This is a genomic window from Shewanella sp. cp20, assembly GCF_000832025.1.
Classification (GTDB): domain Bacteria; phylum Pseudomonadota; class Gammaproteobacteria; order Enterobacterales; family Shewanellaceae; genus Shewanella.
Window position 1 is genome coordinate 23,807 of sequence record NZ_JPII01000009.1, and the last position, 24,465, is coordinate 48,271.

General features: G+C 54.2%; 23 protein-coding genes and 1 pseudogene. 8 read left to right on the forward strand and 16 right to left on the reverse strand.

Features of this window, described 5'->3' with window-relative positions:
• Positions 1–9 precede the first annotated feature (9 nt).
• The 3 genes from DB48_RS02425 to DB48_RS20590 form a co-directional block, all read right to left on the reverse strand.
• Positions 10–735: a 3-deoxy-D-manno-octulosonic acid kinase gene (locus DB48_RS02425; protein WP_041508752.1), complete on the reverse strand. Its 726-nt coding sequence runs from the start codon at positions 733–735 to the stop codon at positions 10–12.
• Positions 736–800: 65 nt separating this feature from the next.
• Positions 801–1,067, reverse strand: coding sequence for a sugar nucleotide-binding protein (locus DB48_RS02430; RefSeq protein WP_041508753.1), 267 nt, complete (start codon positions 1,065–1,067; stop codon positions 801–803).
• A gap of 54 nt (positions 1,068–1,121) precedes the next feature.
• Positions 1,122–1,394 carry a dTDP-4-dehydrorhamnose 3,5-epimerase family protein gene (locus DB48_RS20590; protein ID WP_443018603.1) on the reverse strand — a complete coding sequence of 91 codons (273 nt, stop codon included), beginning with the start codon at positions 1,392–1,394 and terminating at the stop codon, positions 1,122–1,124.
• Positions 1,395–1,535: 141 nt separating this feature from the next.
• Between DB48_RS20590 and DB48_RS02440 the strand changes: the two genes are divergently transcribed.
• The 3 genes from DB48_RS02440 (at position 1,536) to DB48_RS02450 (ending at position 4,909) form a co-directional block, all read left to right on the forward strand.
• Positions 1,536–2,591 carry a glycosyltransferase family 9 protein gene (locus DB48_RS02440; RefSeq protein WP_041508755.1) on the forward strand — a complete coding sequence of 352 codons (1,056 nt, stop codon included), beginning with the start codon at positions 1,536–1,538 and terminating at the stop codon, positions 2,589–2,591.
• A 142-nt stretch (positions 2,592–2,733) separates the two neighbouring features.
• Positions 2,734–3,810, forward strand: a complete 1,077-nt coding sequence (locus DB48_RS02445) for a glycosyltransferase family 9 protein (protein WP_041508756.1) — start codon at positions 2,734–2,736, stop codon at positions 3,808–3,810.
• Positions 3,800–4,909 (forward strand): glycosyltransferase, encoded by a 1,110-nt coding sequence (locus tag DB48_RS02450; RefSeq protein ID WP_041508757.1) that lies wholly within the window; start codon positions 3,800–3,802, stop codon positions 4,907–4,909. The genes DB48_RS02445 and DB48_RS02450 overlap by 11 nt, the downstream gene beginning before the upstream one ends.
• Here the strand turns inward: DB48_RS02450 and DB48_RS02455 are convergent.
• From DB48_RS02455 to DB48_RS02465, 3 genes are all read right to left on the reverse strand, one after another.
• The gene (locus DB48_RS02455) at positions 4,906–5,697 is read right to left on the reverse strand and encodes a glycosyltransferase family 2 protein (protein ID WP_041508758.1); all 792 of its coding nucleotides are present in this window, start codon (positions 5,695–5,697) and stop codon (positions 4,906–4,908) included. The genes DB48_RS02450 and DB48_RS02455 overlap by 4 nt on opposite strands.
• A gap of 207 nt (positions 5,698–5,904) precedes the next feature.
• Positions 5,905–6,753: a glycosyltransferase gene (locus DB48_RS02460; RefSeq protein WP_041508759.1), complete on the reverse strand. Its 849-nt coding sequence runs from the start codon at positions 6,751–6,753 to the stop codon at positions 5,905–5,907.
• Positions 6,754–6,769: 16 nt separating this feature from the next.
• Positions 6,770–7,897, reverse strand: a complete 1,128-nt coding sequence (locus DB48_RS02465) for a glycosyltransferase family 9 protein (RefSeq protein ID WP_052813628.1) — start codon at positions 7,895–7,897, stop codon at positions 6,770–6,772.
• Between the two features lie 314 nt (positions 7,898–8,211).
• Between DB48_RS02465 and DB48_RS02470 the strand changes: the two are divergent.
• A pseudogene (locus tag DB48_RS02470) lies at positions 8,212–9,269 on the forward strand (CDP-glycerol glycerophosphotransferase family protein).
• Here DB48_RS02470 and DB48_RS02475 read toward each other — a convergent pair.
• Both DB48_RS02475 and DB48_RS02480 read right to left on the reverse strand, forming a co-directional pair.
• A complete protein-coding gene (locus DB48_RS02475) occupies positions 9,258–10,337 on the reverse strand; it encodes an iron-containing alcohol dehydrogenase family protein (protein ID WP_041508760.1) in 1,080 nt (359 codons plus the stop codon). The pseudogene DB48_RS02470 and the gene DB48_RS02475 overlap by 12 nt on opposite strands.
• Positions 10,338–10,757 (reverse strand): adenylyltransferase/cytidyltransferase family protein, encoded by a 420-nt coding sequence (locus tag DB48_RS02480; RefSeq protein ID WP_041508761.1) that lies wholly within the window; start codon positions 10,755–10,757, stop codon positions 10,338–10,340.
• A gap of 667 nt (positions 10,758–11,424) precedes the next feature.
• Between DB48_RS02480 and coaD the strand changes: the two genes are divergently transcribed.
• Together coaD and DB48_RS02490 are read left to right on the forward strand one after the other, a co-directional pair.
• Positions 11,425–11,901 (forward strand): pantetheine-phosphate adenylyltransferase, encoded by a 477-nt coding sequence (gene coaD, locus DB48_RS02485; RefSeq protein WP_011867486.1) that lies wholly within the window; start codon positions 11,425–11,427, stop codon positions 11,899–11,901.
• 22 nt (positions 11,902–11,923) lie between these two features.
• The gene (locus tag DB48_RS02490; RefSeq protein ID WP_443018604.1) at positions 11,924–13,417 is read left to right on the forward strand and encodes a capsule assembly Wzi family protein; all 1,494 of its coding nucleotides are present in this window, start codon (positions 11,924–11,926) and stop codon (positions 13,415–13,417) included.
• An 82-nt stretch (positions 13,418–13,499) separates the two neighbouring features.
• On the opposite strand, the gene mutM is transcribed toward DB48_RS02490, so the two are convergent.
• From mutM to DB48_RS02530, 8 genes are all read right to left on the reverse strand, one after another.
• Positions 13,500–14,315, reverse strand: coding sequence for a bifunctional DNA-formamidopyrimidine glycosylase/DNA-(apurinic or apyrimidinic site) lyase (mutM, locus tag DB48_RS02495; RefSeq protein WP_041508762.1), 816 nt, complete (start codon positions 14,313–14,315; stop codon positions 13,500–13,502).
• Between the two features lie 22 nt (positions 14,316–14,337).
• Positions 14,338–14,790, reverse strand: coding sequence for a hypothetical protein (locus DB48_RS02500; protein WP_041508763.1), 453 nt, complete (start codon positions 14,788–14,790; stop codon positions 14,338–14,340).
• A gap of 63 nt (positions 14,791–14,853) precedes the next feature.
• The gene (gene moaA, locus DB48_RS02505) at positions 14,854–15,840 is read right to left on the reverse strand and encodes a GTP 3',8-cyclase MoaA (protein ID WP_041508764.1); all 987 of its coding nucleotides are present in this window, start codon (positions 15,838–15,840) and stop codon (positions 14,854–14,856) included.
• A gap of 62 nt (positions 15,841–15,902) precedes the next feature.
• Positions 15,903–17,702 (reverse strand): bifunctional molybdopterin-guanine dinucleotide biosynthesis adaptor protein MobB/molybdopterin molybdotransferase MoeA, encoded by a 1,800-nt coding sequence (locus tag DB48_RS02510; protein ID WP_041508765.1) that lies wholly within the window; start codon positions 17,700–17,702, stop codon positions 15,903–15,905.
• 14 nt (positions 17,703–17,716) lie between these two features.
• Positions 17,717–18,307, reverse strand: coding sequence for a molybdenum cofactor guanylyltransferase MobA (gene mobA / locus DB48_RS02515; protein WP_041508766.1), 591 nt, complete (start codon positions 18,305–18,307; stop codon positions 17,717–17,719).
• Positions 18,291–19,007 (reverse strand): ATP-binding cassette domain-containing protein, encoded by a 717-nt coding sequence (locus tag DB48_RS02520; RefSeq protein ID WP_041508767.1) that lies wholly within the window; start codon positions 19,005–19,007, stop codon positions 18,291–18,293. Before DB48_RS02520 ends, mobA begins: the two co-directional genes overlap by 17 nt.
• A gap of 2 nt (positions 19,008–19,009) precedes the next feature.
• Positions 19,010–19,717 carry an ABC transporter permease gene (locus DB48_RS02525; protein ID WP_041508768.1) on the reverse strand — a complete coding sequence of 236 codons (708 nt, stop codon included), beginning with the start codon at positions 19,715–19,717 and terminating at the stop codon, positions 19,010–19,012.
• A complete protein-coding gene (locus DB48_RS02530; protein ID WP_041508769.1) occupies positions 19,714–20,526 on the reverse strand; it encodes a substrate-binding domain-containing protein in 813 nt (270 codons plus the stop codon). The genes DB48_RS02525 and DB48_RS02530 overlap by 4 nt, the downstream gene beginning before the upstream one ends.
• Before the next feature lie 230 nt (positions 20,527–20,756).
• Between DB48_RS02530 and DB48_RS02535 the strand changes: the two genes are divergently transcribed.
• Together DB48_RS02535 and DB48_RS02540 are read left to right on the forward strand one after the other, a co-directional pair.
• The gene (locus DB48_RS02535; protein WP_052813629.1) at positions 20,757–22,187 is read left to right on the forward strand and encodes a sigma-54-dependent transcriptional regulator; all 1,431 of its coding nucleotides are present in this window, start codon (positions 20,757–20,759) and stop codon (positions 22,185–22,187) included.
• Between the two features lie 2 nt (positions 22,188–22,189).
• Positions 22,190–24,331, forward strand: coding sequence for a sensor histidine kinase (locus tag DB48_RS02540; protein WP_041508771.1), 2,142 nt, complete (start codon positions 22,190–22,192; stop codon positions 24,329–24,331).
• Positions 24,332–24,465 lie beyond the last annotated feature (134 nt).

A 24,465-nucleotide genomic window follows, 5' to 3' on the forward strand; every position in this document is an offset into this window, starting at 1 on the left:
GGGGATAGGTTATGCCTTTGCATAACCCGCTAATAGCTGCTGCCAGTTTTCCTGGGTAAAGTGTAGCTCGGGTGCCTTGCCCTTCTCCTTGTTGAAGGAGCGTAGCAGGCGGTCGAGGTTGGCCTGTTGCCACCTGCTGTCAGGCTTCTTGAGGGCGCCGCGATCGAAGTCGATCAGGGTAAAGTTGTCATCGGCGAGCAGTATGTTCTTGGCATTGAGATCCGCGTGGTAGACGCCGCGGCGATGAAACTTAGCGATACATGCACCGAGCGCCTGCCAAAGCTCCGCGGACATAGGTGACTGTTTCAGCCTAGCCACAAGATCGCGCGCGCCCGGTATCCGCTTGATGATGATGTCGCCGCGGTAACAGGGGCCGCTGCGCTGGATCTGCGCCGCCACCGGCTCAGGTACGGCAAACCCTTCCTCAAACAGCTGCTCCAGCAGGGTGAATTCCGCGATTGCCCGGCAGCGTTTTAGCCCAGTATAGAGATAGGCGTCGCGGCTGAATTTCTCCATCATGCCACCACGATAATAGTGTCTGAGTACCCACTCCTCCTCGGGTGCCTGGCTCAGTGGATGAGGATTGACAAACCAGGTGGTGTAACGCCCCGTCGAAGAGCCCGTGATAGCGCCTAGCTCTTGCCAGTAATCGAAGGTAAACCAATCAGGGGTGATCGCCTTGAGCGAAGGCTGGTTAAAGACGATACAACCGGCATCGGTAGGTTTTATTTGCATAGATTTACTGGCTCAACGGGCTTGGGTGGTCGCTATGGGGAATTGTACCCGATATTGGCGCCCTGTCAGCCCTCTTTCACCAGTTGTTGCAGTACCTGGCTAAGATTCACCTGCCAAGGCTTGGCGGGCAGAATGGCTTGTGATTGGCTGCAGTCCAGCGCGCTGTAGGGAGGGCGAGGTGCTGGTGTGCCATAGTCTTGGGTGCTGGCGGGGCTAATCTTAGCCGCTTGATCTATCAGGCCCAGGTAGTCCACCCAGTAGTCGTTAGGCTGAGTCGCCTTGAGTGCCTGGACAACCTGCCCCTGGCGACCGATCACCAATATCTTTATCATCGTGCCCGGCCCATTAAGACTGCCTCACCACCCGATGGCACCAATTCACGTGCATCAGATACCAGTCCAGCGTCTTCTCAAGGCCGTTGACGAAGCTTTCACTTGGCTGCCAGCCCTATTTATCGCTGAGCTTACTGGCATCGATGGCGTAACGGGTATCGTGCCCTGCAGTGAATGGCTCTGATTTTCTTGCACGAAATCGAGATCAACCAGATGCTCCTTAAACCACCGCTTGCGAAAGGTTTCGAAAAAACAGCCGCGCTCATCGCCGAACACCTGAGGCTCGAGCAGCTTAACATCTGGAATGTTGGTATCGTGGATCTTCATAGTGTCATCCGGCCGGTAAACAGGGCCACAGGTTCTAAAGAAAGTTGGTCCCTATGACGGCCTAATCATGGAACCTAGGGACATTCTACATTAAACTCGTTGCGGATCCTTACTCCCTTACTATTTCTCAGCGGCCCCAATATGAGCTTGAATTTGCAGACTGCCCACTCTTTGTGTCTCTTACGTTTATCTGCCATCGGCGACGTGTGTCATGCGGTGGCCATGGTGCAGGCGATACAGCGCCAGTATCCCGATCTTAAGATCACCTGGGTGATCGGCAAGGTGGAATATCAGTTGCTTAAGCATCTGCCGCGTATCGAATTTGTGATCTTCGATAAGTCTCAGGGCTGGCGCGCTTACTTTAACCTGCGTAAGGCGCTTAAGGGACGTAGATTCGATGTGCTGCTACACATGCAGGTGGCGCTGAGGGCAACCATCGCATCCTTGGCCATCTCGGCCAAGGTGCGCTTGGGGTTCGATCGTGCCAGGGCCAAGGAGGGGCAGTGGCTGGTGACCAATCATAGGGTCGAGCCGCTGGCGACTCCCCATGTGCTCGAGGGCTTCATGGGGTTTGCCAAGGCCGTGGGCGTCACGGATCTTGCGCCTAAGTGGAATATTCCTGTGCCCGTCGCCGATACCGAGTTTGCGCGCGAGCTTATCCCTGATGGAGACAAAACATTGATTATCTGCGCCGCCGCCAGTAAGGCCGAGCGCAATTGGCTGCCCGAACGTTATGCCAAGGTGGCCGACCATGCGTTGGAGAAAGGTTATCGTGTGCTGCTCTGCGGTGGCCCGGTCTCTATGGAGCGTAAGCTTGCCGAAGCCATAGTTACACATGGCGATGCCCGTATCGAAAATCAGGTGGGCAAGACCTCATTGACACAACTCTTGGCGCTGCTGAAACAGGCGAGTATAGTCCTGGCGCCAGACACTGGACCGGCCCATATGGCGGTGACTCAGGGTACGCCCGTGATAGGCCTCTACGCCCACTCCAATCCTGGGCGCACCGGGCCCTACACCTGTTTAGAGAGTGTGGTCAGCGTCTATGATGAGGCCATTACCCAGCAACATTCGGGCGAGGTGCCCTGGGGCACACGTGCCAAGGGGGCGCATCTGATGGAGATGATCCAGGTGGCCCCCGTGACTGCCCAATTTGATCGTCTGGCTAAGGCAAGCGAAGGTGTTCAAGCGAGCTAGCCCTCTCAACATGCCAGCCATTAGCCACGAGTTGGCGAATAATGGTAGACTTCAGGTTTGATTGGCTCATCTGGCACCCATCAGTTGAGCCATGCAATGAGGGAAGATGGGGTTTTCCCATTTATTTTTAGGGATATCGTTGATGTCAGTGGCGCCAAAGTTTCTGTTTGTACCTGTCTCCTGTAAAGAGGGGATAGGTGAATATATGCGTTCCACCATAGTGGCCGACGAGATAATGCAGCGTTGGCCCGGGGCACAGGTTGAGTTTGTGCTCAATAGCCGTGCACCCTATGCCAAGCATTGCCCCTATCCGACACATCTGGTTAATGACACGCCCACCAAGCGGGTGAAAGAGGTCAACCAGCTGGTATCGCAGCTCAAGCCTGACTTAGTGATCTTCGATGCCGCCGGCCGTAAGGCCCAGCTTAAACATGCCAGTCGCAGCGGTGCCAAGGTGGTGTTCGTTAGCCAGCATAAACGTAAGCGGGCCCGCGGCATGAAGCTCGAAAGAGCCTTAGTGACCGACAGCCATTGGGTGGTGCAACCCGAGTTTGTGATTGGTGATATCAGTCGTTTCGAGCGCTTCAAGTTAAACCTGATTAAATGTCCCGAGCCCATCTTTACCGGTTCTATCTTCGCGCGTCCCGATACTGTCCTGCAGCAAGCCTTGCGAGAGCAGTATGGTTTAAAGCCTAAAGGTTATCTTCTCTATAGCGCCGGCTCCGGTGGGCATTATATCGGCTCGACTCTGGCGGCCGAGCGTTTCGCCCAGGTGGCACAGGCCTGTTATCGAGAGACCGGGATCCCCAGTGTCATGGTGTTTGGCCCCAACTATCCTAAGGCTCTGCCTCGGCTCGAGGGCGTCGTGGCCATAGAGCGGCTCTCTAGCCTGGAGTTTATCAATTTGCTCGATGGCGCCGCGGGTGCCGTGCTGAGTGGCGGCGACACGCTGCTGCAGGCGATCGCGCTCAAGGTGCCGACGCTGGCGGTGGCCGTCTCTAAGGATCAGCCCAAGCGGATCGACAGCTGCGTGAAGCGGGGTCTTGCCCTCAGCTGTGATATCGAGCTGGATGCCATGTGTGCTCAGGTGCAGCGCCTGCTCGAGCCGCAAACTACTCAGGAGCTTGCGGCAAAAATGGACAGAGAGGCCGAGGCTAAGGGCTTGGATATCTGCATGGCGGAGATCGCTAGACTCCTGGGACTGAGCTGTGAGCGGTAAACGTATAGCCCTCGTCATCGATAGTCTGGCGGGGGGCGGTGCAGAGAAGATTGTCCTGACCCTGGCGACGGAGATGAAACGCCTGGGTCACGAACCGCATCTCTTGGTTATCAGCCCGAATTACGACTATGTGGTACCAGAGGGCATACCTCTGCATGTCTGTTTCGATGAACGGGACAAGCACATTATCGCCTGGTGGCGACTGGGGCGCTCGGCTGCTAGGGTGAAGCAGTGGATAGAGGGGATAGAGCAGGCCCATGGCCGCTTCGATCTGATCCTCTCTAATCTGGACAAGAGCAACCTCCTGCTGACTCGGGCAGGCGTCGCGCCCCTCTATATCGTGGTGCATAACTCAATCGAAGAGGAGTTGAAGCGCGAGCGGAAGCTCGGGCCGCTGGCCTATCTCACTATGCTTAGGACCAAGAAGGCACTGGATGGTCAGGCGTTGATCACCGTCTCCAAAGGGATAGCGAGGGAGATTAGTCAGACCGGGCGAGTTGCGCCCCGTAGCATGCGCACCATCTACAACCCTTTCGATATGGATGCGATAAGGGCAAAGGCGGAAGAGGTGAATCCGGATATCCCCGAGGGGGATTACCTTATCCATGTTGGCCGGGTCGCGCGCCAGAAACGCCACGACATACTGTTTCAGGCGCTTGCCAAGATGCAAAAACCTCTGCCCTTGGTGCTGCTCTGCAATAACCCTAAGAAGGCGATGAAACTGGCCAAGAAACATGGCGTGGCCGATCGCATCATCTGTCCCGGCTTTCAGGCCAATCCCTTCCCCTGGATCAGGCGCGCTAAGCTGCTGGTTTTATCTTCCGATTATGAGGGTTTTGGAAATGTCCTCGCGGAGGGGCTGATGTGCGGTACGCCTGTGGTGAGTACTCGATGCCCCCATGGACCCGATGAGATATTGACGGGTGAGTTGGCCGATTACCTTGCGCCGCGGCGGGACAGTGAGGCCTTGAGCCGAAAGATAGATAAGGCCCTATGCCATTATCCGTCTCTTCATCAGTGCGAGATCTTCGATGAGGTCGCTATTGAGCGAATTGTTGCCGATTATCTCAGCCTCTGCGAGCCGCCTTCTCCAGTTTAGCCGCCGAGTTCGTTAATGCCTTGGGCACAGCGAATGGATCTGTCCTTCAAGGTTGCGTTAAATAGCCGATTATTGTTTGCCAGTTGGTGGCGGCAGCTTTCTTCGTGATGAAGATGAAAGGCGACCGCATAGAACTTCACCCGCTTGCGCCACTTGCCGTTGTGATACATACGCAGAGCAAACTCCTTGTCTTCCGGTCCCCATCCCTCGAATGCCTGATTAAAGCCGTTGATCGCCAAGGCATCTTGTCGCCAGAAGCCGAGATTACAGCCATGTATGCCTTCTATCGAATCGGGGGCGCCCCAGCCAGTTTTCTCGCATAGCCAGCGGCTGCGCAGTGCCAGCTCCCTTCCCCTTGCGATACCAGGCGAGAAGAGGCTCGGACGCGCATTAGTTGCCAATATCTCTCGGCTCAAGTCAGGCCCCATCTTGACGCGCTTGCCCGTCACCAGGCAGTCGGGCTCGGCGACGGCCAAGTGATCGGCGATAAATTCAGGGTGCAACACTAAGTCGCCATCGATCATTATGATGTAGTCGAAGCTGGCAAGCCCGATGGCGCGATTGCGGCTGGCGGAGAGGCGAAAGCCTCTATCCTCATGCCAGCTATGGATCAGGGGAACAGGAAAATGGGCTTTGAGTGTGTCGATAAGATCGCGAGTCGCCTTGCCAGAGCCATCGTCGGCGATGATCACCTCGTCGGGGAGGCGGGATTGTCTCTCGACGCTGGCGAGGACGGCATTTAGGGCTGCTGGCCAGTTATAGGTGGTGATAATTAAGCTAATGGACATAAAAATGAGTTAAGTGACAAACTTAAACTCTGTATACCCCATAGCATGTAACTATACGAATTTATTAGCTTTTATGTTTACTTTGCGTTGTGGCTGTAATTTTATTGTGGGGAGTGTTGCGCTTTTTTGTCGAATTTGTGCGCAAGTTATGAGCTGAGCGTAAATATAGGGGCGGTATCAAAAGCCCCTATCTTGTTGTATGGGTTATCAGTATTTTTGAGCGGGGTGTAGCAGACCAAATATCCAGCTAAGCAGAGGGATAGGGAGCTTGGTTTTTCGTTGCTGCTTGAGCATGTACCAGTGCCAGGCCTGTTGTTTATATTCTAATATTTCTGACGTTGACAGACTCTCTTTATACATGTCGCAGTAGTCGGCAATATACTTGAGTTCTCTCATGGGAATTTTCCCGCGATAGCCTCTGCCTGCATAATGAATAAAGCTTGCTTCCTGATAATTCTCATTACCTAATAGCGGCATGCGGTTAAAGCGTTTATCTACGCAAACACTTCTTATTTTGTCTCTACGAATCAGATAATTGATATAGGTTTGATCGTAAAATTTCACCTCGTTACAGATCTTCTGCATCTCTTCTGCGCTGGCGCTATCGAACAGACCTGTCTGCTTAGAGACCAAGATCATGCCTGAATTAAAATAGATCATCTTGCCTTCATCTTGAGGCCAGTCTACTTCGCCAAGCACTTGATTTATTTGCTCTGACTGTTGTGATCTGTCTATATGCGCGCCCTCATTGAACATGTAAACGGCATCTAGGTCAGGGCATTGTTCAAAGATATTTTCCGCCCAGGGAGAAATCAGCATGTCGGCGTCTAAATAGAGTACGCGATCATATTCTTTTAAGATTTCTTGCATATATAGCTTTTCAGACCATGCGGGGCTTGCATCAAACTTCTTATTGTTCACATGGAGCTTGTAGTGAAGCTGATCTGAGATGATGAGATCCGCAGAAACCTTTTCTGCATATTGTTTAAAGCTCGAAATAGCAGCCCGGTACATGGGGTTGTCGCCAATGGCGAGGGTGAAGATAGCTTTTTTCATAATGGAACCTTGGCTGTTATGAAGTTAACTTAGCGCTGACATCTGGCATTTTGGCGAGTGTTGCCATCACCTCATCGACGCCGATATCGCTGACATATCCCTTGCCTGTCGAGGCGTATAGCACTTTGGAACTCGCCGTTTCCGGCGGTGCCCAGTAGGGCTTCTTCTGTCGCATCATGGCGATAAGCGGTCGTTGACTGGCGGTGGCGAAATGCATGATGGCGGTTTCTACCGTGATCACCATGTCGGCGGCGGCAATCATAGCCGGTAGTTCGAAGAAGTTGTCTTGCACGGTAAAGAGGGCGACCTGGCTGTTTACCAGCCTTGGCTCATTGGCGATCGCCTTAGCCAGGGCATCATAATTTTCCGGCGTGCTGTTGACGATGAAACGGCTATCAGGTGCCAGCTCGGTGAGGCGAGCGATCAGCTCAAACAGCTGTGACTGATGCCAGTCGCGCTTCTTGTTGGTCGACAGGTGATTGAGAAAATAGAGCTTGCCCTGAGGCTGGTCGACAAACTGTTCATTTAGCCAGGTTTGCACCGTCTCGGCAAACTCCGGGGCTATGGTCAGCGACGGCATAAAGGCCGACTTGTCCAGCGTCAGCCCGGTAATGCTGTGTAGCAGCTGATAGTAGCGATCGGTAATGTGGTGCTGCTCGCCGAGGGCCGCTACGTCTATCTTAAAGGTCTTATCGCTGTGACGGAAAAACCAGGGATCGAGCAGGCCAGCAAATTTGGACTTGGCCAGGCTGGTGACGATAAAACCCTTGGGGCTGATGCGTCTGGCCAGGGCTGAGAATTGCTCGCTCTTGCTGCCAGAGTGAGTGATCACTAAGTCGTAGCCGAGTGTCTTGGCTGTTTCGACCTGTTGGTCCTGCATCGCCTTGCTGTCACTGCAGCCATAGCTGCGGCTAAAGGCGTGCTCGGCGGCTATCCACTGCTGCATAATCTTGCTGCGCGAGAGGCGCCAGCTGTCTTGGTTGTTGCGGTTGTCGTCGAGCCAGATGTCGACCTCCAGGTGCGGCTGTTGCTGTTTGAGTGCCGCTAGAAAGGTCTTGATATAGAGAAAATCGCCCAGTGCCAGCGGTGACATAAAGAGGAGGCGTTTTGCCTGTGCTAATCGCTCATTGGGAATAAGAGACATTGTGCCCTAGCCGATAAAATGAAAGTGGCTTAAGGATACATGGCTTTGAAGGCAGATAAAACCTTGGCCAAGGGCTATTTGCCAGAGGTTAAGCGCTGGTTTCGGATCAGTTTGTGACTCATCGCTAAGAACTCGGCGCCACTGGTCAGGCTTTCGCCTAGAGGGGTGACAAATTGGCTGTAGTATTAATGGAATGTGTTACAATCTGCGCCAGTATGCCCATTGATAGACTGAGGCTGGGTCGAGTGTTTGGTGGCAATTTGCTGTCCCTCGCGCCGGGTCATAGGTTTCTATAACCAGCGAGAAGATTGATTGTGATCTGTTTTGATGTTCTGCATCCATACTATTTGCCGCAGTATTTGCCCGTCATGCAGGAGTTGCAGGCTCGTGGGCAGCTGGTGCGTTTCGTGATCTATCGCAGTCAGGAGCAACAGGCGGCGCTCGATGCCCTAGTGGCGCAAAATGCCCTGGAGGCGCATTGGGTCGACTCGCAAGAGGAGGCGCTTGCCTACTACCTGAAAGAGAAACCTAGCTGGGTGATCTTCGGTAATAGTTTCGATGCGGCGGCCAAGCTTAAGGGGATCTGTAAGACCGCCCTGATGCAACATGGCATAGGCCCAAAGGCTTGCTATTACACTGTGTCCGAGTCGGATATGGATGTGCGTTTCGTCGAGGGGGAATACCGCCTCAAGCGCCTGCAGCAGCTCTATCCTCACAAAACTTTTATCGATACCGGTTATGCCAAACTGGATCCTATTGTGCAGGGCAATGAGACTGGGCTGGCTCTGGCGGCGTTAGGTTTAGACCCTGCCAAGCCGACCCTGCTCTATGCCCCCACCTTCTATCCCAGCAGTATTGAGAAGATGGCTAAAGATTGGCCAAGCGCCTTTAGCGAATACAACATATTGCTGAAGCCGCATTATTTTTCCTTGAGCAAGCCCAGCTATAAGAAGCAGAAGCGACTGCTGGAGCATTGGGGGGCCTTCGATAATGTCTATCTGGCCCCTGTGGAGCAGGCAAACCTTTTGCCTTTCATGGCCAGTGCCGATCTCTTGACAGTGACGCCTCATCGGCGTTATTTGAGTTTGCCGCCCTGGATAAGCCCGTGGTCTGGTGCGACTTCTATCACCTGCGCTGGAGTTATCGCGGCATCTTTAGCTTCCGTTTTAAGAATCGTATGGATGAGGATCTCTATCGCTATGCCGGTGTAGCAGCCCATGCGGCATCTTACACAGAGCTTAAGGCAGTGGTTGATCAACAGATCGCTCAGCCCGAGTCCTTTGCCGCCAAGCGCGCTCAATACACTTTAGAGTTAGCTGGTTTGGTAGATGGGAGATGTAGTGAGCGAATTGTGGACTATCTAGTTTCCTAGCGGTTCAAAGGCATTCTCGTAGGCTATTTCTAGTATTTCTGTGGGTATTTGCTCTAAAGACTCTAAAAATGTGATGCGATCTCTGCGCATCTGCTGAGCAATCGAGAGTGCATTGAAAAATTCTTCCTTGCTAATGCCTAAAGCTGCTGGTGTGCTTTTTATATTGAGTCGTTCGATTGTATTAAGAACCCTTGGGTCTAAGGTTGGTAAATCAAGTTGCTCACGTAAAAAGTGGCAATATTTGGTGCCAAGGGCTACTTGCTCGCCGTGAAGACCAGTACCAAGTTGTAGATAATCAATTGCATGGCTAATTAAATGCTCGGCTCCAGAACATGGCCTAGAATCACCTGAAAACCCCATGGCTAATCCTGACAGTATTAGCCCTTCGGCGAGTTGAGTGATTGTCGTAAGATCTGTGAGAGGTTTGTGTTCCATATTAAGGATTTCATTTGCGGCGGATTTTGCCAGTAAGTAGGAGAATCCATCGAAGTTGGCTCTGCCTTTGGCGTAATCCATATCAAGTAATGCAGAATAATTCGATAAAAGATCCCCCACACCTGCCTGAGTCAACCGCTTAGGCGCTTTCGCGCACAGTTCAGTGTCTACGACGATAAAATTGGGTATGGCCGCAGGTAAGCTAAGCTTTTTGCCCTGTTCATCAAAAATGACGGCTACAGGTGAAGAGATACAATCGCTCGATAATGCTGTAGGGACAACAATTAATTCGAATTTTCTGATTGTTGCTAATCGCTTGCATACATCTAAGACCTTGCCACCACCGAATGCGACAACAGTTTCGATATGTTCTTGAGCGCAAAGCATATCTATCTGGCGCACGTTGTCAAAATCTGCCGCAGTGACCGAGTATATGATGCTGTTGGGATTATGAAGGTGAGGTAAACTCATCTTCGCTAGCTCTCGGACTCCATCATCAATTGCCAATAACACTCTTCTTGAAGAGATTTGAGATGACAAAAACTCAGATGTTGAGATGGCTCCTTTTTGCACTATCAGTTGTGCGGGGAACTCCAATTGGCGAGTGTTTAGTTTTCCCAAAAGATTTTGCAATTATAATTCCTTGATCTGCTTGAGTAGAGCACTTGTGCTAACACTAGAATGATAGTCGGTATATGCCATGGTAACCTTTTGTTGTTGTAGGTATTCCTCGGTACAACGGATCTGTTCGAGATAAGAGTTATGTTCCCAGTCATTCCCATGCACTATGACATCGATATTATATTTTTCGATGAAAGGTTTCACGTCGAAGCTGTTTGTAATTTCGACAACAGTGACGCATGCCAAGGCGCTTAGAATGGCAGCTCTATCTTGTTCTGAATATACTGGTCTTCTCTTATATTTTTCAGTCATCTCATCTCCATTGATAAGGATAATGAGCTCGTCCCCAAAAGTTGCAGCTTTCTTTAAAAACTCAACATGACCACGATGAAACAGATCAAACACGCCGACAACTAAGACTTTCTTTGACATCTTATAACCTAAAAGAGCTGAGCCGACTCTAGTACCGAGGCAGCGGAAAAATTTAGTTTGATATGATAAAGCAAATTTAGTGGGTGAAAAACGACTTTTAAAGCCATAGTAAGCGCAACAGGTGTGACAGTTGTTAATTGCTTTTACGCATAGAGAGTTAGTTTTCGGTCACTGGTGCACATATTAGGTCTTTGATTACTATTGTCGTATCTTAGTGCTTTGTTTTTCTTAAGAGTGATGAGAATCAATAGTTTTACTTATTGTTAGCCACCCAATAACTCCAAGTTGTTGATTTTATTGTGTAAAGTTGTCGGTTAGTCTTATTGGGCTTCCAGGGCCTTTACTTACCCAGTAATAGACCAGTCTTATCTAAACAGGACACATTTATCCCGTAGCGACCATCTCTTGTGGAAGGAATCTCTTTAGCGTGTGGGTTACATTAATACTCGTAACCTAAGGTTGACAAAGAATTGCTCGACCATTATGCAGCCAATTCTGACATTGGTGACTCTTTGTAAAACTTTCTCCCATGGCATTTTTACACTAATGATACAAACCCTAGCTTCTAGCGATTTTTACCAATAAACAATTCGATGCAGGTGGTTCAATCCCGGAGGGAAACTCGTTAAACTAGGCGCCATTACGATGCGAATTAGGTCTGCTAAACATGCACACGAAAGCGATTTATCCCGGAACATTCGATCCTGTCACTAACGGTCATACCGACCTTATCGAGCGTGCGGCGAAATTGTTTAAGCAGGTGGTGATCGGCATAGCCGCTAACCCTTCAAAACAGCCTAGGTTTAGCCTTGAGGAGCGGGTCAAGCTGGTGAAGCGAGTGACCGAGCATCTGGATAATGTCGAGGTGGTAGGCTTTAGTGGCCTGCTGGTGGACTTTGCTAAGGAGCAAAATGCCAGCGTCCTGGTGCGTGGCCTGCGGGCGGTGTCAGATTTCGAATATGAGTTTCAGCTTGCCAACATGAACAGGCGCCTGAGCGCCGATCTGGAAAGCGTATTCTTAACGCCGGCCGAAGAGAACTCGTTTATCTCTTCGACCCTGGTGAAAGAGGTGGCATTACATGGTGGTGATGTCAGTCAATTTGTGCATGAAGAAGTAGCCAAAGCGCTGCAAAAAAAGGATTAATTTGCCCGTCATGATGGAAAAAATGAAAGCTTATGTTGTAGGAGGGGTCGCGGCGCTAAGCCTGTTGCTCTCCTCTTTAGCCCATGCGGCTCCCTGGGTCGATGTGTCTGATATCTATCTCAGAGCCGATATTCAGGCGCTCGCTGACGCCGGTGTCATCACAGTGCCGGTCAATACTTACCCCCTGATGTGGTCTGGGATTGGGAGCGATCTGAGCAAGGTGGAACCCTCTGTGCTGTCGCCGGGTCTCGCCACCGCGTTTGCCCGAGTGAACTTCTATTACCGTAATGCGGTAGAGAATCGCGGCAATACTCGTATTAAGGCGGGTGGCGGTAGCGATCCGGCCCGTTTCCAGCACTTTGGCTCAGATTATCGCGAGAAGGGTGAGGTGCAGGTGTCCCATGAGTATCTGGGCGACAGGTTTGCCTTTAAGCTTGCGGCCTCGGCGCACTATGATCCGCTGGATGAGAAAGAGGTGCGCCTGGATGACTCCTATTTTGCGGTGGCTCTGGGCAACTGGATGGTGACGGCCGGCGCCGTAGATCAATGGTGGGGACCGGGATTCGATACCGCGCTTCACCGCTCTAACAACGCCCGCCCGCTGCCCAGTCTGATGTTGAGCCGCAATAACGCCGCGGCGTTTGAAACCCCTTGGCTCTCCTGGATAGGCCCCTGGACATTGACCACTGGCATCAGCTATCTGGAAGAGGAGCGCGCCGTCGCCAATCCGCTGCTGTGGAACTTTCGCGGTACCATTCGCCCCCTGAGACAGCTGGAGATGGGGATCTCCTGGACTACCATGTTCTGTGGTGAGGGCGAGGAGTGTGGGCTGTCTACCCTGTTCGATGCTATCGCCGGAAATACCACCTGTATCAATGGTGAGGCCAACTGTGATCCTGCCTTGCAGTCCAAGATAGGTAACCAGATGGCGGGCTTCGATATCCGTTACGCCGATACCTGGTTCGACATTCCTGTCGGCCTCTATTTAGAGCGCACCTGTGAAGACTCAAGCGGCCCTATGCCGTGGGATCTGGCCGACTGCGCCAAGCTGTTCGGTGCCGATACCCGTTTCGAGTTCGACTCGCAGCAGTATAAGCTCTTCTTCGAGTATTCAGATACCATGGTCGCCTGTGGCGAGGACCAGAATGCCTTCAACTGTTTCTACGAGCACAGCACCTACCTGAGTGGTTCTCGTTACTATGGCCGCTCACTGGGCAGTACCTATGACAGTGACGCCAACGTCTATGTGTTGGGGCTCATCGGCCAGTTTGCCAATAGCCATGGCTTTACCTCTCTGCTGCGCTTCGCTCAGCTGAACAAGGATGGCAAAACCGTCAATAATGGTTGGGCACCTCAGCCGCGCAAGGAAGATCTGCTGATGCTAGAGCTTAGCTATCGCCTGCCGATCTGGAGGGGGATGATGAGCCTGGGTGGCACTGTGTCTCAGTCTGAATTTGAGGCCGACGATAAAGATACCAATGCGACCCTGTTTGGCACCTATGAGTATCGCTTCTAGTTTCTCGTCTTTAGCTTCTAGGCTGTGGCATAGTAAAAAAGGCTGACACTTTGTCAGCCTTTTTGCGTTTTTAGCGTTAGGATTATCTTGGCTGACAGAGGCCGCAGAAGACGGTGGCCCGTTGGCCGAGTTTTATCTCGCTCAGCAGGTGACCGCACTGGGTGCAGGTCTCGCCGCCGCGGCCGTAAACATGTAGCTTCTGGGCGAAATAACCGGGTTTTCCCTCGGCGTTGGTGAAATCTTTGAGGGTTGTTCCCCCCTGTTTGATTGCCTGAGTCAGTATCTGTTTTACCTCGGCAACCAGCACGGTTAGCCGCTCCATATCGATGCGGCCAGCCTCGGCCTGTGGATGTATGCCGGCGGCAAACAGCGCCTCGTTGGCGTAGATATTCCCCACACCTACAACTATGTGATTGTCCATCAGGCAGAGTTTTATTGCTTTCTTCTTGCCCTCCAGCGCCTTGGCTAGATAGTTGACGTTAAAGCCTGACTCTAGTGGCTCGGGCCCGAGTTTGGACAGCAAGGGGTGGGCGGCTTCTGGCAGCTCGCACCAGAGCCAGGCGCCGAAACGTCTTGGGTCGTTAAACCTGAGCACCTTGTCGCTGGCCAGTTCGAGATCGATATGATCATGCTTCTCCACGGGTGTCGACTTGGGCAGGATACGCAGGCTGCCTGACATGCCCAGGTGGACGATCGTGGTGCCGGCATCGGTATCCAGCAGCAGATACTTGGCGCGGCGGCGTATCCCTCTGATGGTCTGGCCCACTATCTGCTGGGCTACTTCGGGCACGGGCCAGCGCAGGGATGCGTTGCGCACGGTTAATCCTGTGACCTCCTGATCCAGCAGGTGAGGGGAGATCCCTTGGCGGGTCACTTCGACTTCGGGGAGTTCGGGCATATAAATCTCTTCGTTTAACTTGTTAGGGGTTATCGAGCTTGAGAATTGGCGCAAGCTGCGGGCGCAGACTCGGCGGGATCTGGTACCAATTACCGGCGGGAGAGCTGAGTAGCCCCTCGTCGGGATAGAAGAGCCAGAGCTGCGGTGTCTCTATGTCACGGATCTGCAGCACCAGTTCGTGGGCCTGTGCGCTTAGGTCTGTGGGCTTAGCGATAGGAGAGACCTGTATGCCTCCCCAGGCCTCGGCCCACTGGCGGCAGTTGAGCACCCTAGGGTCGCACTGCCAGCCAAAGCCCTGTTCGGCCAGCCATAGGTCATCATATTGCAGCTGAGCCAGCGGCGCCTGTTGATCGAACAGTGGCTGGGCGTCATCCGGGATTGTCTGGCGTTGACGATCTAAAAAGGTGAGTATCGCCACCATGGCGATGGAGGCGAAGATGATGATGTTATTCCATTTTCTTCTGGTCAGGGCCATCTCGAGTCAGCATCAATCAATGTAAGATGTGTACGAGTCTAACATCGAAAATGGCCCAGGACATCAGCCGCCGGTGGCATTCATAAAGCGCAGGATCTGGGTTTCTCCCTCGGGGCCGAAGTGGTGCTCCTTGGGTTTGTGCTTAATCCCCTCAAGAATCGCCTGTTTCAGGCGCGCGATATCGCCCGGGTATTCCCTGACAATCGCCTTGAGATCTACCGAGTTTTCATTGCCCAGGCAGAGCAGCAGGCGTCCCTCAACCGTGACACGTACCCGGTTACACTCGTGGCAGAAGTTGTTGCTGTGGGGCGAGATGAAGCCTACATGTATGCTGCTGCCGGGCATGGTGTAGTAGCGGGCCGGGCCGCCGGTGCGTTTGTTGGAGACGCTTAGCGGGTATCGCTGGCCGATGATCGCCTTGACCTCGTCGCTGCTACAGTGGCGGCTCTTCTTGCGCTCGTCGATGATCCCAAGGGGCATCTCCTCGATGAAGGCGATATCCAGTTCGCGCTCGCGGCAAAACTCGATGAGATCCAATACCTCATCGTCATTCTGACCGCGCAGGATCACGGCATTGATCTTGATGCGCTTGAAGCCAGCGGCCTTGGCTGCATCGATCCCCTGAATCACCCGCTCCAGATTGCCGTTGCGGGTCAGCTGGGTAAACAGCTCGGGTTTTAGGGTATCTAAGCTGATGTTGAGTCGGCTCAGGCCTGCCTCATGCATCTTGCCGGCAAACTTACTCAGGCGCGAGCCGTTGGTGGTCATGGACAGCTCTTTGAGGCCGGGAAGCTGGCCCAGCAGTTTGACCAACTGGTCGCAATCGGTGCGTACTAAGGGTTCGCCGCCGGTGAGGCGGATCTTCTTCACCCCTAGCTCGGTAAAGGCCTGACCTATCCAGGCCAGCTCCTCCAGGCTGAGCACCTGCTCTCTGTCGAGAAAGCAGGGATCTTCACTCATACAATAGACGCAGCGAAAATCGCATCTGTCGGTCACCGAGAGGCGGAGATATTCGACCGTACGGCCAAAGGTATCGACGATTAAACTCATATAGAATCACCTAGGGCGGCGGGTAAGGGCTGCTTGCCCGCCTGGCTGTTGCTATTTGTCGTCTATAAGAGATCGGCAAAGGGTTGAATATAAACGGTATCGCCCACGTTGAGCTGCTCGTCTTTCTCGGCGATCACGATAAGGCAGTTTCCCTTCACCATTGAGCTCAACATGCCTGAACCCTGGGCGCCCGTGCTGGTGACATGCAATCGGCCATCGCTGCCCAGATGATAGATGCCACGGGTGAACTCCGTACGGCCGCTGCGGCTGCGCAGCGCACAGTCGGCGACGGCTGGCACCAATGTCGGTGCCCATTCCTGTTCTCCTGCCAACTTGCGCAGCGCCGGTTGCACGAACTGCATGAAGGAGACCATCACGGCCACAGGGTTGCCCGGTAGGCCGAAGAAGAGGCTGTCGCCAATCTGACCGAAGGCCAGGGGGCGACCCGGACGCATGTTGATGCGCCAGAAGTTGATCTGTCCAACCTTGGCCAGCGCTAACTTGATAAAGTCAGCGTCGCCTACCGAGACGCCACCGGAGCTTATCACCACGTCGGCCTGTTGCGCCGCGCCTTGCAGAGCGTCGATCAGGGCGGCCTCGCTGTCTTCGATGATGCCGAGATCGATCACCTCACAGCCCAGCTGTTTGACCATGGACTTGATGGTGAAGCGGTTGGAGTCGTAGATGCAGTTGGGTTTCAATGGCTCGCCCGGCTGGCATACCTCGTCCCCTGTTGAGAATACCGCGACCCTAGGGCGACGATATACGGGCAGCCTGCCAAAGCCGAGCGAGGCCAGCATGCCCTGATGGGCGGCCTTGAGTCTGTTTCCGGCCCCCAGCGCCGTGTGATCCTTGGCGATATCTTCACCGGCCTGGCGAACGTGTTGTCCCAGGCTGATATTGCCCTGGAAGCTGACGGTGTCGCCGCGATCCTCTGCCATCTCTTTCATCTGCACAGTATCGGCGCCCTCAGGCATGGGGGCGCCCGTCATGATGCGCACCGCCTCGCCGGGCTTGAGTGTGCCCTGATAGCTGTGACCGGCCATCACATCGCCCACCAAGGTGTAGCTGGCTTGCATGGGATCTGAATAGGCGAAGGCGAAACCGTCCATCGCCGAGTTGGTATGCTGGGGCACGTCCACCGGCGAGATGGCATCCTCGGCCAAAACCCTGTCTGTGCTGTCATCAATGGCCACCTCTTCGGTGGCAGAGACTGGCGTGACGTAAGAAAGAATTTTATCTATCCCCTGTCTCACCGACAGCGTCTTGCTGGTATCGAGTTCGCAGCCACACTCGGGAGCGAGGGGGAGCGATGGTGCACAGGGGCGCCAGCTGTTGGCGTATTCGATAACAAAGTCGGCGATCTGGCCGACGTCGTTGATATCCAGGCGTCTAAGATCCGAGGGTAATTGAGTCTCGTCGCAGCAGGCGATGGCCTGAATGTTGTCGTCATGGGTATGGATAAAGGGTTTGCCATGGGCGGCGCGGTGCAGCTCTATCTTGGGCAGGGCCAGCTTCTTGAAGCCCTCCACCAGGACGATGTCTACCTTGTCGGCCTCGATTTGAGCCAGCAGGTGAGGTAGCTCAGGGGCATCCTCGAAAGGATCTTCTGTCATCAGGGCCCAGCGCACGTGGGAGGCGACCAGCATCTGGCGGGCACCTGCCTTGCGCATCTCGTAGCTGTCCTTGCCGGGAATATCCACATCGAAGTTGTGATGAGCGTGTTTGACAACGGCTAGACGCAGGCCCCGGCGATTGAGTTCGGGGATCAGCTTCTTCAGCAGTGTGGTCTTGCCTGTGCCACTGTAGGCGCAAAATCCGAGGACGGGGATCGGCAGTGGATTGTTAAACGGTACGCTCATGTACACCTCTATTTTTAGTGGGCAATTGCCTCGGAAAGTTGTTGTTTTTGTTCTGGCGTGTTGACGTTCACGAACGCATTGGGCTGATCGGAAAAGTCACACACGACGCAGTGGTGCTTGGCATACCAGAAATCGATCTTACGCTCGCCGGCGTCTAGGAAGGCCTTCATCGATTCTCGCAGCGCCGGTTTCATCAGTAGCACCACAGGTTGTTCCCGCTTGCCGTCGCTGGCCACGGCCATCTCGGCCCCTTGGGCCTCTATGGCGGCGAGCATGCGTGGCACCAGATCCATCGGCAGCAGCGGACAGTCACAGGGCACCACCATGAGGTAGTCGGCCTGGGTCTGCCCCAGCGCGGTGATCATGCCGGCCAGCGGCCCCAGATAACCCGAGTCTTCGTCGCTCAGTACCGGATAACCAAACTCAGCATAGCGGTCCTGATTGCGATTTGCGTTGATCAGGATCTGCTTAACCTGAGGTTTTATCCTGTCGATTGCGTGTTTTATCATCGGCTGATCGTTTAACTCGACCAGTCCCTTGTCGTTGCCGCCCATGCGTCTGGCCATGCCGCCGGCAAGGATCACGGCATCAATTTGCGGTGACATATCTCAGCTCCTGCTGTGATGGGGTGAAGGGGCGTTCATCTATGCTCGATGGGCTGACCTGAATAGCCTGGTTGTGGATCTGCCAGGTCTGCTCGCACAGGCCTGTGAGCAAGCAGCTCTGATGGCTGGAGATCAGCATGCCTGTGCCTTGCTGTTTCAGATGGCTGACCATGGTGAGCACCAGTTGTTGGGACAGCTTGTCCATGTTGGAGGTGGGCTCGTCCAGCATCAGCAGGCGCGGGCGCATGATCCAGGCGCGGGCGATGGCCAGGCGCTGACGCTCGCCGCCGGAGAGGCTGGCGGCTCTCTGGTTGAGCAGGCCGCCTAGCTGGGCCATCTCGATAGCCGTCTGGGTGCGCGAGGCGATCTCCTGCTCGGTCATGTCGCAAAATGGCTGCACATAGTTGAGGTTGTAGGCCACGCTGCCATCGAATAGATAAGGGTGTTGATGCAGATAGACAGCCTTACCGAGCAAGGGATTGGGGCGCCACCAGGGGCTAGGCGCAAAGCCTTCTGTGTGGATCTCTCCTAGGCTAGGTGTCTGCAGACCGGCCAACATCTTCATCAGAGTCGTCTTGCCGCTGCCATTGTCACCCTGCAGGTGTATGGTCTGATGTTGGGCCAGACTGAGGCGGTCGAAGCGGTATAGCAGGCGGCTGCCGAAGCGCATCTCTATGTTGTTGGCGATGATCTTGACCATGACTAAAGGCTCCTCGGTTCGGCTCTGCCCCTGAGGGTACCCAGGGTAAAGTTAAGCACCAAGGCCAGAATGAGTAGTACCAGTCCCAGGGCGATCGCCTGGGCGAAGTCGCCCTTGCTGGTTTCCAGGGCGATGGCGGTGGGGATATTTCGGGTGACGCCAGCAATGTTGCCGCCCACCATCATGGAGCAACCCACCTCGGTCAGGATGCGACTAAAGGCCGCGACTATGGCCATCAAAAGTGGCACCTTGAGTTCGCGACACACCAACCAGACAGAGCGCAGCCAGGAGGCGCCTAAGGTGCGTGAGGTCTCCCAGGCTCGCTTGTCCACGCTGGTAAAGGCGGCCTGACTCATGGCGATTAACACGGGGGCGCAGATCATCATCTGTCCTAGTATCATGCCTTTCTGGGTAAATAGCCATTTTAGGTCCCCCAGGGGACCCATGCGGGTCAGCATCAGGTAGACCAGTAGGCCGATCACCACGGTTGGGATCGACTGTGTCGTCTGTACCAGGTTAGTGGCAAACCAACGTCCGGGAAAACGGGCGAAGGCCAGCACGAAGCCCAGTACCATAGAGGGAATTAGGGTGATCGCCAGCGCCGCAAAAGAGACAGAAAAAGATACGCTGACGATAGACCAAACATCTGGGTCTAATGAAAACAGCAGGCTCAACGCCTGCTGTAATAGGGCTAACCAGCCTTCACTCATTCGCTATATGTTGCCTTAAATAGTTGCTCACCCTGTACGGTGTAGCCGTTAATCATGCCTTGGGCTTCGTTGCCGATCAGCCAGTCACTCAGGGCCTTAGCACCTTTGTGGTTCAGATCTGGGTATTTCTCTGGGTTGATCAACATGATTTGATAAGGGTTAGCCAGTGTCTGACCACCATCATAGTCAACCGCTAGATCTAACTTCGCCTTGTAGGCAACGAAAGTACCACGGTCAGACAGTGTGTAGGCTTGGAGCTCGTTTGCCATCAGCAGTGTCTTACCCATGCCTTGACCTACGGCGCGATAGCCATTGAATGTCGGCTCAACCTTGGCGCCTTTCCAGATGATCAACTCTTTCATGTTGGTACCTGAGTTGTCACCACGAGAGACGAAGCCCGCGCCAGAGTCGGCTATTTTAGCAAAGGCTTCTTCAGCTGTCTTACTGCTGCGGATCTTCGCTGGGTCATTTTTCGGGCCCAAGATCACAAAATCGTTTTCCATGATGCCGCGTGGCAGGATGCCATAGCCTTCGTTAACAAATTTAGCTTCGGCCGCTGGGGCGTGGGTCATGACGACGTCAACATCGCCCTGGCGAGCCAGCTTGAGCGCCTTACCAGTACCTGTGGCAATGACCTGTACCTTGTAGCCAGACTCTTGCTCGAACTTAGGCAGTAGGTGCTTGAGTAGGCCAGAGTTTTCTGTGCTGGTGGTGGTGGCCAGTTTAATGACCTCTTCCGCCTGGGCAGAGGTTAACGTAAGGGCACTGGCGACGATCGCTAGGCTGATTATTGATTTTAGCTTTAGCATTTTTGCTCCTTGGCATTGGCTGAATGCGTGATGTTGCCGAGATCACGCGGATCATGTGTAAATAACGAGACTGTTTCAGCAAAAACAGTGCCAGATCTATTATCTGCAAAAAAAGCTCACAAGTTGCCAACAAAGTGTGAAGCAGATCGCAAGCTCGGTAAATTGTCGCCAGACATAATGTCCCAGAGCGTGATTCTACTGGTTCAGGGTGACCAATTGGCCGAGGTTTGATGCTAGAATCTGTTCAATATGAGTCAAAATGTCCAAAAGAAGACAATATGAGCCAGCCCAATAAAGAGATGAAGCCCCTACCTTCCGCCGTATCTGTGCTTATCGTCGACGATGAGCCGGGCATGCGCAGCTTCCTGAAGAAGGCGCTGTCGAAGAAGTTTGCCCTGGTGGAAACCGCCGGCAGCGTCGAAGATGCCGAGCAGCTCAGGAGCCGCTGTCACTTCGATCTGCTGATCGTCGATATTCGCCTGCCGGGCCGTTCCGGCATCGAATGGGACGAGGCGTTGAGCGATCAGGAGCGGCGCTCAGACATCATCTTTATGACCGGCTATGCCGATATGGACGTGGCCATCAAGGCGCTGCGCGCCGGCGCCTCCGACTTCATCATGAAGCCGTTCCACCTTGAACAGATGATGAAGGCGGTGGATCGCTGTATCGAGCGTCGCCTGCTTAAGCGCGAAAACCTCATGCTGCGCCGTGAGGTCTCCATCGGTCAGTCTTCCACCATCATAGGCAGCAGCGATGCCATGATGGAGGTGAAACACGTTATCGAGCGGGTGGCACCCACCAACGCGGTTATCCTGATCGAGGGCGAGTCGGGCACGGGTAAAGAGCTGGTGGCCAGGCAGCTGCATCTGCTCAGTGGTCGTCAGGGGCCATTCGTGCCGGTCAACTGTGGTGCCATCGCCCCGGAATTACTGGAGAGCGAGCTCTTCGGCCATGCCGCCGGTTCCTTTACCGGCGCCAAGGGCAATCGCGAGGGCCTGTTCAGCTTCGCTTCTGGCGGTACCATCTTTCTCGACGAGATCGGCGAGATGCCGCTCAAGATGCAGACGGCCCTGCTCAGGGTGCTGGAGCAACGCACCATACGTCCCGTGGGCAGCGAGAAAGAGATCAATATCGATGTCCGGGTGTTGGCGGCCACCAACCGCAAGCTGGCGGACGAGGTGGAGGCCGGTAACTTCAGACGCGATCTCTTCTATCGACTCAATGTGCTCGACATAGTGATCCCGCCGCTACGCGAACGCCCGGAAGATGTGGTGGAACTGACCCATCACTTCACCCGCCTGCTGGCCGCCGAGCTGGGGGTCAAGGAGGTGGTATGGAGCCACGAGGATATGCTCAAGCTGCAACAGCATGAGTGGCCGGGCAACATACGTGAGCTGCGCAACATGATAGAGCGTTGCATCCTCCTGGGTAAGCCGCCGGCGGAATATTGGAAGCAGCAGCCTAAGTCAGAGGTGGCGGGCGAGCTGGGTTATCCCCTTGACTGGTCGCTTAAAGAGGTGGAGAAACACCATGTGACCTCGGTAGTCGACCTGCATCAGGGCAACAAGTCTGCCGCCGCACGCGATCTCGGGGTTTCCCGTAAGACACTGGATCGTAAATATAAAGAGTGGTTCGAACTCAATAACCTCGAGGAAGAATAACGGTGTCTTTTTTCTCGCGTTTCTTTGGTGTCAACTGGCAGCAATTACAGGCAAAGGTGCGTTATCGCATCCTGATCCTGACTCTGCTGCCCATCTTGCTCACCCTGGTGAGCCTGGTGTTTATCACCATCTACTGGAACATCAGCTACACGGGCAAGCAACTCTTCATGAAGGTGAAGGCCGACCTGACCGTGGCCAGCAACACGCTCATCTCTGTGCAGGAGAAGCAGGAAAATCAGCTGGAGCTGGTGCGCGCCTCCTGGGAATTTCAGAACGAATTTCGCGATCTCGATGGAGACACTAAGGCCGCCAGAGCCAAGCTGGCCGAGCTGCTGAAGCAGAAACAGGCCGAGCTGGATCTGGACTTTCTGCGCCTGGTCAGCGTCGCCGAGGCGGCGCAGGACCCAGACCTTAGGGTCATGCTGCCTAAGATACAGGACAACCAACCCTTCTCCGGCTTGATGGTGCTCCAGCCACAACGTCTGGCCCGGTTGTCGCCCAACCTCGAGCAGGAGGCGGTGATCACCCTGGTTGATACTCCAAGGTCTCAGAAACCGAGTAAGGATGTCGAGAAGCGCGGCATGTTGAGCCGCAGTCTGCTACCTATCCTGGGCCGCGATGGCAAGGTGGGCTGGTATCTGGACGGCGGCATCTTACTCAATCGCGACATTCGTATCGTGGATCATATTCGCGATCTGGTGTACGACAAGGGCACCCTGCCAGAGCGTTCCATCGGCACGGTAACCATCTTCCTCGACAACACCCGCATCAGCACCAATGTACCGCTTAACTTCTTCCCTCAAGACAGCGAGAAACGCGGCCGAGCCCTGGGTAGTCTGGTGTCGGAAGAGGTGCGGCAGAAGGTGTTGGTGCAGGGCCTGCTATGGGTCGATCGTGCCTTCGTCTACAACGACTGGTTCATCTCGGCCTATGCCCCGCTCAAAGATATTCGCGGCGAGCGCATCGGCATGATTTACACGGGATTTTCCGAGTCGCCCTTTATCCATAACTACCTGCTCAACATCATAGAGCTGGGCACCATACTCATGTTGGTGCTGCTGGTCTCTGGCCTGTTGGTATACCGCGGCGCCTATAGCCTGCTGCAGCCGATTGAACGGATCCACCACGTGGTGAAGGCGGTGCAGTCGGGGCGCAACCTGCGCATAGGCTCCTTGGGACTGGAGCGCGACAACGAGCTGGCTAATTTGGCCGAACAGTTCGACCGCATGCTGGATCTGCTGCAGCGGCGTAACTCGCAGATCCAGGCGGCGGCCGAGCAGCTGGAGGTTAAGGTCGAGGAGCGTACCCGCAGCCTGCAGGAGAAGACGGAGGAGCTGCAGCGTAACGTGGCCCTGCTGAACGAGACACGTCAGCAACTGGTGACCAACGAGAAGCTAACCGCCTTGGGTGAGTTGACCGCAGGCATCGCCCATGAGATCAACAATCCGACGGCGGTGATCTTGGGCAACATGGAGCTGCTCAAGTCTGAACTCGGCGCCAAGGCCGAGGATGTCGAGGAAGAGATAGATATCGTCATCGAGCAGGTGGGCCGCATCAGCACCATTATTCGCAGCCTGCTGCAATACAGTCGTCCCGGCGAGTTCAACGCGCCACTGGAGATGCATCAGCTTACGCCTATCGTCGAGGAGATGACCATACTGGTACGCCACTCCATCAAGAAGCAGGAGGTGGTACTGATCCAGGATCTCAACGCCAGCTATCCAATCGAGGTGAATCGCCCTCAGCTATTACAGGTGCTGATTAACCTGGTGGTTAACGCCGCCCACGCCATGGATGGACAGGGACGCATCTGGATCCGCACCTATGACTGGGTGCAGGGTGGTGAGCCCATAGGGGTCAAGATAGAGGTGGAAGATGAGGGTAAGGGGATCCCCGAGGAACAGCTGGGGCGCATCTTCGATCCTTTCTATACCACGCGCCAGGACGGCACTGGACTGGGACTCTCCCTGAGTTACGGCATCATCAAGCGGATCGGCGGCACCATAGAGGTCAGCTCTACGGTCGGTAAGGGGACGCTGTTTACCATAGGCCTGTATCACAAGGCGATCGACGATCAGTTCAATCCGCCCTACGAGGGACTGCACTTCTCGAGTGCCCTGGACAAGAAGGCGCGGGAGGCCTAACTGTCTACTGATTGCAGCCCAAAAATCTAGGCCCTAGATAAAAAAAGAGCCGGAATATTAATATTCCGGCCACAAAGAGTGTGTGAGCAATGTTGTGCTTGCGAACTCATCATAGTAAGCAGAGATGAAGTGCT

Bases quoted from the DNA above. Each gene is read 5' to 3' on its own strand.
- DB48_RS02425 (WP_041508752.1), bottom strand. From the start codon at position 735: ATGCAAATAAAACCTACCGATGCCGGTTGTATCGTCTTTAACCAGCCT.
- DB48_RS02430 (WP_041508753.1), bottom strand. From the start codon at position 1,067: ATGATAAAGATATTGGTGATCGGTCGCCAGGGGCAGGTTGTCCAGGCA.
- DB48_RS20590 (WP_443018603.1), bottom strand. From the start codon at position 1,394: ATGAAGATCCACGATACCAACATTCCAGATGTTAAGCTGCTCGAGCCT.
- DB48_RS02440 (WP_041508755.1), top strand. From the start codon at position 1,536: ATGAGCTTGAATTTGCAGACTGCCCACTCTTTGTGTCTCTTACGTTTA.
- DB48_RS02445 (WP_041508756.1), top strand. From the start codon at position 2,734: ATGTCAGTGGCGCCAAAGTTTCTGTTTGTACCTGTCTCCTGTAAAGAG.
- DB48_RS02455 (WP_041508758.1), bottom strand. From the start codon at position 5,697: ATGTCCATTAGCTTAATTATCACCACCTATAACTGGCCAGCAGCCCTA.
- DB48_RS02460 (WP_041508759.1), bottom strand. From the start codon at position 6,753: ATGAAAAAAGCTATCTTCACCCTCGCCATTGGCGACAACCCCATGTAC.
- DB48_RS02465 (WP_052813628.1), bottom strand. From the start codon at position 7,897: ATGTCTCTTATTCCCAATGAGCGATTAGCACAGGCAAAACGCCTCCTC.
- DB48_RS02480 (WP_041508761.1), bottom strand. From the start codon at position 10,757: ATGTCAAAGAAAGTCTTAGTTGTCGGCGTGTTTGATCTGTTTCATCGT.
- coaD (WP_011867486.1), top strand. From the start codon at position 11,425: ATGCACACGAAAGCGATTTATCCCGGAACATTCGATCCTGTCACTAAC.
- DB48_RS02490 (WP_443018604.1), top strand. From the start codon at position 11,924: ATGAAAGCTTATGTTGTAGGAGGGGTCGCGGCGCTAAGCCTGTTGCTC.
- mutM (WP_041508762.1), bottom strand. From the start codon at position 14,315: ATGCCCGAACTCCCCGAAGTCGAAGTGACCCGCCAAGGGATCTCCCCT.
- DB48_RS02500 (WP_041508763.1), bottom strand. From the start codon at position 14,790: ATGGCCCTGACCAGAAGAAAATGGAATAACATCATCATCTTCGCCTCC.
- moaA (WP_041508764.1), bottom strand. From the start codon at position 15,840: ATGAGTTTAATCGTCGATACCTTTGGCCGTACGGTCGAATATCTCCGC.
- DB48_RS02510 (WP_041508765.1), bottom strand. From the start codon at position 17,702: ATGAGCGTACCGTTTAACAATCCACTGCCGATCCCCGTCCTCGGATTT.
- mobA (WP_041508766.1), bottom strand. From the start codon at position 18,307: ATGTCACCGCAAATTGATGCCGTGATCCTTGCCGGCGGCATGGCCAGA.
- DB48_RS02520 (WP_041508767.1), bottom strand. From the start codon at position 19,007: ATGGTCAAGATCATCGCCAACAACATAGAGATGCGCTTCGGCAGCCGC.
- DB48_RS02525 (WP_041508768.1), bottom strand. From the start codon at position 19,717: ATGAGTGAAGGCTGGTTAGCCCTATTACAGCAGGCGTTGAGCCTGCTG.
- DB48_RS02530 (WP_041508769.1), bottom strand. From the start codon at position 20,526: ATGCTAAAGCTAAAATCAATAATCAGCCTAGCGATCGTCGCCAGTGCC.
- DB48_RS02535 (WP_052813629.1), top strand. From the start codon at position 20,757: ATGCTAGAATCTGTTCAATATGAGTCAAAATGTCCAAAAGAAGACAAT.